Raw genomic sequence first — 10202 nt, 5'->3', positions numbered from 1 at the left:
TTCTATAATATGTAAAAAATATATTGCAAAAATAAGGGCGAATCACTAGCATGGTCAATATATTCTGTAAATCTGAAAAGATAGAGCCCGATATGAATAAAACAATTTTTTTAGTTGGCGCAAGAGCGGCAGGTAAAACAACAATGGGAAAGATGTTAGCAAAAAAGCTATCGTTTTCTTTTATTGATACTGATCGCCATTTACTTGAAACTACTCAAAAAACAGTGGCTGAAATTGTTGAAAAAGAAGGTTGGGAAGGATTTAGAACAAGGGAAAGCCAAGTGCTTGTTGATACAACTAAACCCAATCGCGTCATTGCAACTGGTGGAGGCATGGTATTAGCTGAATATAACCGTCATTTTATGAAACAAAATGGCACGGTTATCTTTTTATCTGCGCCAGCGGCGACACTAGCTGCTCGTTTAATGAAAGATCCTAATGTTGCTCAAAGACCATCGTTAACGGGTTTATCCATTGCTGATGAAATAGAAAAGGTATTAGCTGAAAGACTGCCTTTATATCATGATGCTGCTCATTATGTGGTGAATGTTGATCAAGATGAAAACTTGATTCTAGCTAAAATGCTCGAAATGCTTGAAGGCTGAATTTAAGTTTTTTATCAGATACCACTTAAAAAGTGGTATTTTTATTGGTATAGACAACAATAAAATTTAATAAAAATTCTATATAATTTTAATTTTCTGTCAGATTTTTACTATTTTTTAGGAATAAAGCAGATAAAAGCCAAGTAACAAATCTAAACTTACTCTTTCTGCTTAATATTGATACATATATATTGACTAGAACTAAAGTTTTATGTTTTACATATGGAGTATGACAAATGGAAAATCGAAAGGTCAATTCTTATGGAATTGTTGGATCTATTTATGCAAACTATATTATTCAAAGTATTGCGTTAATTGTGATTATGCAATTTTCTCAAGCGCTTTCAAAGCAACTAAATACTGATATAGTTGGGCTTGGTTATGTTGCATCAGGCATAGGAATTGGCAAAATCTTTTTAATGTTTGTTGGTGGGGTGCTATCAGATAAATTTGGTAGAAAGTTATTTATTTATCTAGGTATGATCTGTTACGCTATCTTTTTTGTAGGGATAATTTTTTGTACCAACATTCATATAGCTTTTTGTTTAGCGATTGCCGTGGGGGCGGGTAATTCTTTTTTAGATACAGGTTCTATGCCTGCGTTAACTGAATGCTTTCCTGGATCTGCGAGCTCTGCGAGTGTCCTTATAAAAGCCTTTATTTCCATCGGAACGCTAGTTCTACCTTTTATTGTTACTTTTTTTGATACCTACAAAATATGGTATGGTTGGGCATTTCTCGGTTTTACTGCTTATTTAATCATTAACAGTTTATTATTATTACCTCAACAATTTCCACATAAAGATACGACAATCAAAGGTTGTGAAGGTTCAGTAAACTATTTTACAGGTAATCCTCGATTTGAATTTGAAGGTATTTTACTGATTATCATGGGATTTACTACAACAGCAACATTTGTCATTATTTTACAGTGGTTGCCAACTATCGCTATTAAAGGTGTTAATATGAGCGATATCGATGCAAAACAACTGATCAGCTATTATAGTACCGCATCCATTATCTCGGTATTTGTTACAGCATTTGTGGTTAAACGTTTCTTAAAACCAATATTTTGTATTATTATTCTGCCTGTTTTGTCTGCCTTAGTATTAATTGTGTTTTATTTCAATATGTCACCAGTCATGTGTGTCATTGCCGCAATTGGTGTAGGATTTACTGCTGCAGGTGGCGTGTTACAGTTGACTTTGGTAGTAATGCAACAACTGTTCCCAACTCGTAAAGGTCTTGCTGTTGGTTGTATGTATACATTTAGTGGACTATCGTTTGTTGTCATTCCGCAAATAGTGCCAAAATTGGCGATGCTTAACGTCAGTTACGCTATTTTAATTGATATTTTTATTGCGACATCAAGCGCCGTACTCGGTTCAATTGTTTTTTATCGCTTTAAAAAAGTGATTGATTTAACAAAAATATAGCTCACAACTTTAATAATTTTCAAAAAAAAAATTAATTGATAAGGAAAAATAAAAAGATATATAGGCAAGTTAGTTTACCTATATATGTAAGCATCTTACCATCGTTAGTACAAAAACCACATCGAAAATTACGTTGCGTGTTTTAGTTTTATATTCAATAGGGAACCATATTATTTGGGGCTTTCCATGTTATAAATCGTCAGCGATTCTTCGGTTCCCATTCTTGCTTACTCGTGGTTATTTAAAAGGTATAAATATACTACTTTAGTTGGATAAGTACGATTAAATCGTTCAATATACCCGTATTGATAGGGTACTGGTGAAAATAGAATCAATGGTTACATTGGGTAATCTTATCCATTTTGCAAAAAATGTCTCGGTGAGTTCTGATTCGTTATTCACACATAATCTTAATGAAGCCTCCCCTATTATTCAGTGAGCTTATTAAGATAGCAAATAATTTGTATAAAATCTTAGCGCTGTTTACTGAATTTGAGCAATGATTGTCATGGATAGATATAAAAAATTAACATCTTATCAAAGACAAGAGATAGAGTGATGATTTCATAAAGAAAAAAATAACCGTCACAGATTCCCATAAAGCGATTTTTGATAAAACGCCTTATGAGCTTTAGTGGATTATTTTTATAATGAAACGAAAACACAGAGGTATTTTCTGCACATTATGCACTCTTTTCGTCTATAGCATGAGTTGACGGTTGAGCGTGATGAGCATTGTTAATTTGAATTGAGATATTATTTGGTGACTGCTGATTATATTTACTTTTATAGATGCAATTAGCATAATCAACCATACCGCTGGTTAGAAAAATGTCTACAATCCATCCAATACCGAACAAACCCGCAGTAAATAACCAAATAAAACCAGAAATCCATTTACCACAGTACATTCGATGGATTCCCCAAAAACCCAAAAAGAACCACAATAAATAAGCTACACCTTTACTTTTCATAATTATCTCCATTTTTATAATTAAATAATGTTATCCAATAATAATTAATATCATTTCTCGATCAATACATTTTGTAACGAATCTTTATTGATATCTGATACTTCTAATCATTGACTAAACGTTCTCTTTTAGTTTAGTGATAATATCTGCTGATGCCCTGTCTACGCTTTTTATTTATTGTGCAAACATCGAATTATCTAGGCATATGTTTTTGCATAATATCACTTATGAAAACAATATTATAGTAAATTAAGCTGATTATCAACATAGTATTAGGTATTTTATATATGAACTCCTTGAGTTATTTAGATTAATCTAAATAACAGTACTAATAAATATAAAAAACTGATGCCTTATCATAGGCAAGAGTTAGGATGACTACGCCATAAAGAAAAATTAACCAAAGAAAGTAGTCTTTGTATGAGTAGAAAGAGGGCTTGAATTGACAAAGTTGGCGAGAGATGTGCTTTAGCTGTTAGATAGCCAGTCTCTTCTTAGATATAAAAATATTTAAACCAAGCAGTAAAATAAAACCAATTTTTATACTCAAACACCTAGTTACCTGAAACTTTTTGACAAAAATTTCAAACTTGCACTAACCCAAAAAGAACTCTAAATCAACCAAACTAAAAAACAGAAACTGCTATATAAACGTTTGATTTTTTAAAGTACCAAAATAAAAAAATAATATCAATTGAATAGATGAAGTTTTTTTAATAAAAATAACTGTTATTATGGAATACCTAGATAAAAATACAATAATTAAACCCGCTGATTTAAAGCGGGTTTATTTTTTAATTTAAAATAAAATAGTGGTTAAACTTCTAAATAATCCAAGATGCCTTCTGCCGCTTTGCGCCCTTCACTAATCGCCGTTACTACTAAATCTGACCCCCGAACGGCATCGCCACCGGCAAAGATTTTAGTATTACTAGTTTGGTAACCGTTAGCTTCTGGTGCAATGATTCGACCTTGTGCATCAAAATCAACACCTTGTTCTTCCAACCACGGCATAGCATGTGGCTTAAACCCAAATGCCATCACGACTGCATCGGCAGGTAGGACAAATTCTGAACCTTCAATTATGACTGGTGAACGTCGGCCTTTTGCATCGGGCTCTCCAAGCTTGGTTCGGACCATTTTTACGCCCGTGACTTGCCCAGCGCTGTTAATTTCAATGCTTAGTGGTTGTACATTAAATTGAAACTGTGCACCTTCTTCTTTGGCGTTTTTAACTTCTCGCTTTGAGCCCGGCATATTGGCTTCGTCTCGGCGATAAGCACAAGTGACTTCGGTAGCGCCTTGGCGAATAGAGGTTCGGACACAGTCCATTGCGGTATCACCACCACCAAGCACAACCACACGTTTATTTTTCATGTCAATGTAAGGCGTATCTTGAGTTTGTTGATGTTGCATGAGGTGCTTGGTATTGGCGATTAAAAATGGCAGTGCATCGTAAACACCGTTAGCATCTTCGTTCTCAAGGCCTGCTCGCATTGATTGATAAGTACCTGCACCAACAAATATGGCTTCAAATTCATTGATTAAGTCGGTTAATTGCACGGTTTTGCCCACTTCAGTATTTAGCCTAAATTCAATGCCCATTTCGGTAAATATGCGACGTCGGTTAATGAGTACTTCTTTGTCTAATTTGAAAGCGGGGATACCAAATGTCAGTAATCCGCCAATTTCAGGGTGGCGGTCAAATACTACAGGTGTTACACCATTGCGGACTAAGACATCAGCACAGGCAAGGCCTGCTGGGCCTGCGCCAATAATGGCGACTTTTAACCCTGTTTGTTCGACAGTCGATAGGTTGGGTTTCCATCCCATTTTAAAGGCTTCATCAGTAATATAACGTTCAATATTTCCAATGGTAACCGCTCCAAATTCGGCATTTAAGGTGCAAGAGCCTTCACAAAGGCGATCTTGTGGACAGACTCGACCACAAACTTCGGGCAGGCTATTGGTTTGGTGCGAGAGTTCTACCGCTTCTAGAATTTTACCTTCGTTAACTAGTTTTAACCAATTGGGAATATAGTTATGTACCGGGCAGCGCCATTCACAATAAGGGTTACCACAAGCCAGACAACGATCGGCTTGTGCTTGTGATTGCGAGGCAGAAAAGCCCTCATAAATTTCAACAAATTCAATTTTGCGGATGTTTAACGATTTTTTAGGCGGATCAACACGTTGTAAATCGATAAACTGATAAACATTTTGACTCATTTTCGTGTTCTCCTTACTGTGCTTGAACGTGCAGTTCTGCCGATGAGCGACTGCGGTGTCCAAGTAATGCTTTGACATCACTGGATTTTGGTTTTACTAGGACAAACTGTTTAGCAAAATCGTCCCAATTAGCCAAAATATTTTCGGCTCGTGATGAGTGGGTTAGTTGAGCATGTTCCATAATTAAACCGCGAAGGTGTTCTTCGTGAATGGCGTAATTTGCGACGTTTAGCATTTCGACCAGCTCTTTATTGATGCGTTTGTGTAGTTCGCCATCTTCATCTAAGATATAAGCAAACCCACCCGTCATGCCAGCACCGAAGTTAACCCCCGTTTTTCCAAGTATACAAACAATACCACCTGTCATATATTCACATCCATTATCACCAATGCCTTCAACAACGCTGATGGCACCGGAATTACGTACGGCAAATCGTTCACCAGCTCGACCTGCGGCAAATAATTTGCCACCTGTTGCGCCATATAAGCAGGTGTTGCCCGCGATGGTCGCTTCATGACTTAAAAATGCCGAGCCTTGCGGCGGACGAATGACAATACGACCACCAGCCATGCCTTTACCAACATAGTCGTTGGCATCGCCAGTTAGGGTTAGATCTACACCACCGGCATTCCATACGCCAAAACTTTGCCCCGCCGTGCCGTTGAAGTTTAGCGAGATCGGATCGGTGACTAAGCCTTGATCGCCATATTTTTGGGCAATATAGCCTGATAGGCTTGTGCCAACCGAGCGATCGGTGTTTTGAATGTCAAAATAGAAGCTTTTGCTTTGACGGTTATCAACAAATTGTTGTGCTTGCGTAATAATCTCTTTATTCAGTACCCCTTTATCAAATGGTTTGTTATCTTCTATGCAGTAAACCGGTTTGCCTTCGAGTGGGGTGGCGGTTTTTAGCAGTCCAGATAGATCCAGTTTTTGCTGTTTCGCAGTGATGCCATCAAGTTCTAATAATAAATCAGTCCGTCCAATTAAATCGACAATTCGACTTACGCCTAGTTCTGCCATCACTTCTCGTGTATTACGTGCAATAAAGCGGAAATAGTTCATGGCTTTTTCAGGCAGTCCATGATAGTGCTCGCTACGCAGCTTTTCGTCTTGCGTTGCAACACCCGTTGCACAGTTATTAAGGTGGCAAATACGCAGATATTTACAACCTAAGGCGACCATTGGCCCGGTTCCAAATCCGAAGCTTTCCGCCCCTAAAATGGCTGCTTTGACAATATCGGTACCGGTTTTTAATCCACCGTCAACTTGTAGACGGATTTTGTGACGTAACCCATTGGCGACTAATGATTGCTGAGTTTCAACCAGACCAAGCTCCCAAGGTGATCCTGCGTATTTAACCGACGTTAATGGGCTAGCACCGGTTCCCCCGTCATAGCCAGAAATGGTGATGAGATCAGCATAAGCTTTAGCAACACCGGTTGCAATGGTTCCAACTCCGGGTTCAGATACTAATTTGACTGAAATCATTGCGTTAGGGTTAATCTGTTTAAGGTCAAAAATAAGTTGTGCCAAGTCCTCAATTGAATAGATATCGTGATGAGGCGGTGGCGAAATCAATGTGACACCGGGTACCGAAAAACGTAATTTTGCTATATACGGTGTGACTTTATCACCGGGTAGCTGACCGCCTTCACCTGGTTTTGCTCCTTGTGCGACTTTAATTTGGATAACATCTGCACTCATTAAGTAACTTGGCGTTACGCCAAAACGGCCTGATGCAACTTGTTTTATGCGTGAAACTTTTATGGTGTTGTAGCGTGCTGGATCTTCACCGCCTTCACCAGAGTTTGAAAAGCCACCGAGAGTATTCATGGCTTCGGCAAGCGATTCGTGTGCTTCAGGGCTCAGCGCGCCAATTGACATGGCGGCTGAGTCAAAGCGTTTAAATAGCGATTCTTCCGGTTCGACTTGTTCCAGTGGAATAGCTGCATCTTTAGGTGGATTGAGCTTTAATAAATCACGTAATGTGGCAATAGGGCGATTATTGACGATATCAGCATAACGTTTGTAATCGTCATAATTGCCATTATTGACCGCTTTTTGTAGTGACTGTACCACATCAGGGTTATAGGCATGATATTCGCCACCATGAACAAATTTAAGTAGTCCACCTTGTTCTAATGGTTTTCTTTTTAACCATGCACTTTTCGATAAGTTAAATTGGTCTTGCGTAAAATCATCAAAATTAGCGCCACTAATACGGCTAGTGACACCTTGGAAACAAAGTTCAACCACATCTTTATGTAATCCAACCGCTTCAAACAGTTTTGAGCAGCGGTAAGAAGCAACAGTTGATATCCCCATTTTAGACATGATTTTATATAGGCCTTTGTTAATCCCATTGCGGTAATTAAGAATTGCTTCACGATAAGATTTATTTATCGTGCCATTATCGACCATTTGACCTAAGGTTTCATAGGCCAAATAAGGGTAAATTGCTGTTGCTCCAAAACCGAGGAGTACCGCAAATTGATGTGGATCACGACAACTTGCCGTTTCAACAATGATATTGGCATCACAACGTAAATTCTTTTCAACTAAGCGTTGCTGAACAGCCCCAACAGCCATTGGTGCCGGAATTGGCAAGCGATCGGCCGCGATGTTTTTATCTGATAAAATCAGTAATACTGTGCCATTACTAACTTTTGCTTCGGCATCACCACATAATTGTTCAATGGCATCACGCAAGCTGCCATCAATATCATAGGTGATGTCTAATGTTTCTGATTTGTAGTAACGCGATTCTAACGCGGTTAATTGTTGTAAATCAGAATAAACTAAAACTGGATATTTAAATGCCACACGATGCGCTTGCCCTTCTGCTTCGGCAAATACATTCATTTCTCGACCGATGCTGGTTGAAAGCGACATAACATGCGCTTCACGTAGTGGATCGATAGGTGGATTTGTGACCTGTGCAAATTTTTGGCGGAAATAATCATAAATTAAACGCGGTCTACTTGATAATACAGCAAAAGGGGTATCATCACCCATTGAACCGGTGGCTTCTTGGCCGTTTTCACCAAGTACACGAATGCACTGGTCAAGTTCTTCAGCGCTATAACCAAACTGTTTCTGATAAGTGGCAAGTAACGTATCATCGTAATTGCGTGAACTAATGTTATCATCAGGTAGGTTTTCAAATGGTATTAGCTGTTTAACATTTTTTGTCATCCATTCTTTATAAGGATGACGTTTTTGTAAATCGTTGTCTGTTTCAGCAGATTGTAATATGCGACCTTCTTCGGTATCGATAACTAATAATTCGCCTGGACCAACACGACCTTTAGTGACGACTTCATCAGGTTGGTAGTCCCAAATACCAATTTCAGAAGCGCAGGTAATAAGTTTGTCTGTCGTTATCACATAACGTGCAGGCCGTAATCCATTACGGTCTAAATTACATGCCGCATAACGTCCATCTGACATCACAATACCAGCAGGCCCATCCCAAGGCTCCATATGCATTGAGTTGAAATCGAAAAAGGCACGCAGGTCTTCGTTCATGTCAGGATTATTTTGCCATGCAGGTGGAACCAATAAGCGCATAGCTCGTACAATATCCATTCCTCCTACAAGAAATAGCTCTAGCATGTTATCTAATGAACTTGAATCAGAGCCTGTGACATTAACAAACGGTGCGGCATCTTGTAAGTCTGGAATGAGTGGCGTTTTAAATTTGTATGAGCGCGCTTTTGCCCATTGGCGGTTACCTTCGATGGTATTGATTTCGCCATTATGCGCCAGATACCGAAAAGGTTGCGCTAATGGCCAACGTGGCACGGTATTAGTTGAGAACCTTTGATGGAATAAACAAATAGCCGTTTCCATGCGAATATCAGCCAAATCTAAATAGAATCGAGGTAAGTCTTTAGGCATACATAAGCCTTTATAGATATTGACCTGATTGGAGAAGCTACAAACGTAAAATGTATCGTCTTTCACCCGTTTTTCAATTCGACGACGCACCATATATAAACGACGCTCTAAATCGATTTTAGTCCAACCAGCAGGGGCGTTAACAAACACTTGTTCGATTTTTGGTAGTGATGATAATGCTATTTCGCCAAGTACGCTTTTATCAATCGGTACTTCGCGCCAACCTAAAATAGATAAGGTTTCTTCAGCGAGTTCTTGTTCAACAATATCACGGCTAGCTTGTGCTTCGGTTTCATCTTGGCTTAAAAATAACATACCAACGGCGTAATTGGTCGCTAATCGCCAACCTGCATCTTGTGCTACTAATTTAAAAAAACGGTCGGGTTTTTGCAATAAAAGACCACAACCGTCGCCAGTTTTGCCATCAGATAAAATGGCGCCACGGTGTTGCATTCTGGCTAAGCCGTGAATTGCAGTACGCACCACTTTATGACTTGGTTGCCCTTCAATGTGAGCAATTAGCCCAAATCCGCAGTTATCTTTTTCATGATGCTGGTTATATAACATATCATTGCCTCTAATTCATCGCTTTTATAATTTGAGAAGGTATAGGCATTAATCCCATATTAGGTGTGAAGTTAATTAAAAATCAGTTTTTGGTCAAATAAATATTACTTATAACTTAATTTTTTGATAACTAAGACTAAACTTATTAATAAAACTAATAAGTGGTAGTTCTAGATGAACTCAATATGGTAATTATGCGGTGAAAAAGGAAGGATATTAATGATGGTAATTTATTTTCAATTTTTGTAAATAAGTTTAATAAATAGTGTACATTTAAATGAAACTCTTAAGCTTAATTGAACAAAAAAGTATGAATTAGGCTTGCTAAATAACTGATTGAATCTTTTAAAATTAATTTTTTTTAAAAACTGATTATTTAAACAAATTAATCAATGCTCTCAATTTATAATTAATGTGCTAATTATTGATATACATCATCTTTTTTTGAATAAGTTCTAACTCTTAGCAATACAATGTTCAAAAAATA

Annotated in this window: 5 protein-coding genes; 2 read left to right on the top strand and 3 right to left on the bottom strand. The window is 37.9% G+C overall.

What is annotated here, in order from left to right; translation table 11 throughout:
- Nucleotides 1–92: 92 nt before the first annotated feature.
- Both aroL and A9G24_RS02635 read left to right on the top strand, forming a co-directional pair.
- Nucleotides 93–605: a shikimate kinase AroL gene (gene aroL, locus A9G24_RS02640; RefSeq protein WP_065637647.1), complete on the top strand. Its 513-nt coding sequence runs from the start codon at nt 93–95 to the stop codon at nt 603–605.
- Nucleotides 606–841: 236 nt separating this feature from the next.
- Nucleotides 842–2041, top strand: a complete 1200-nt coding sequence (locus tag A9G24_RS02635; RefSeq protein WP_065637646.1) for an MFS transporter — start codon at nt 842–844, stop codon at nt 2039–2041.
- Nucleotides 2042–2724: 683 nt separating this feature from the next.
- On the opposite strand, the gene A9G24_RS02630 is transcribed toward A9G24_RS02635, so the two are convergent.
- The 3 genes from A9G24_RS02630 to gltB form a co-directional block, all read right to left on the bottom strand.
- Nucleotides 2725–3015, bottom strand: a complete 291-nt coding sequence (locus A9G24_RS02630; RefSeq protein WP_081303050.1) for an NINE protein — start codon at nt 3013–3015, stop codon at nt 2725–2727.
- Between the two features lie 816 nt (nt 3016–3831).
- Nucleotides 3832–5244, bottom strand: coding sequence for an FAD-dependent oxidoreductase (locus tag A9G24_RS02625; protein ID WP_065637644.1), 1413 nt, complete (start codon nt 5242–5244; stop codon nt 3832–3834).
- A 13-nt stretch (nt 5245–5257) separates the two neighbouring features.
- Nucleotides 5258–9715, bottom strand: coding sequence for a glutamate synthase large subunit (gltB, locus tag A9G24_RS02620; protein ID WP_065637643.1), 4458 nt, complete (start codon nt 9713–9715; stop codon nt 5258–5260).
- Nucleotides 9716–10202: the final 487 nt, after the last annotated feature.

This window comes from Gilliamella sp. App6-5, from assembly GCF_001690525.1.
In the GTDB taxonomy this organism is placed as follows: domain Bacteria; phylum Pseudomonadota; class Gammaproteobacteria; order Enterobacterales; family Orbaceae; genus Gilliamella; species Gilliamella apicola_H.
Note: the sequence above shows the minus strand (reverse complement) of the source record. Positions and strands in the feature narration are given on the sequence as shown.